The sequence below is a fragment of the uncultured Vibrio sp. genome (genome assembly GCF_947488985.1).
In the GTDB taxonomy this organism is placed as follows: domain Bacteria; phylum Pseudomonadota; class Gammaproteobacteria; order Enterobacterales; family Vibrionaceae; genus Vibrio.
Window position 1 is genome coordinate 1 of sequence record NZ_CANLBV010000362.1, and the last position, 275, is coordinate 275.

General features: G+C 54.2%; 1 protein-coding gene. It reads left to right on the plus strand.

All coding sequences use genetic code 11. The features are described from left to right. Window positions 1-15: 15 nt before the first annotated feature. Window positions 16-275: ATPase, T2SS/T4P/T4SS family (locus Q1A70_RS20650; RefSeq protein WP_299697705.1), on the plus strand; the 260-nt coding region annotated here is incomplete at its 3' end.

The following is a 275-nucleotide window of genomic DNA, read 5'->3' on the forward strand; positions in this document are numbered from 1 at the left end:
TATCACAAGACGGTGGTGACAAGCAGCAGCCCGATTTTAGAGTGCGAGCTGCCGACCGACGGCAGTCGATTTGAGGGGCTTGTCCCGCCTTTGGTGGATAACCCAAGTTTTGTGATCCGTAAAAAAGCCACGCGAATCTTCACGTTCGCGGATTATTTGGCCTCAAACGCCCTAAACGAGACCGTTGCGCGCCACCTCATTGAGCTTATCGACCGACACCGTAATATCGTGGTGGTGGGCGGCACAGGCTCAGGAAAGACCACTTTTGTGAACGC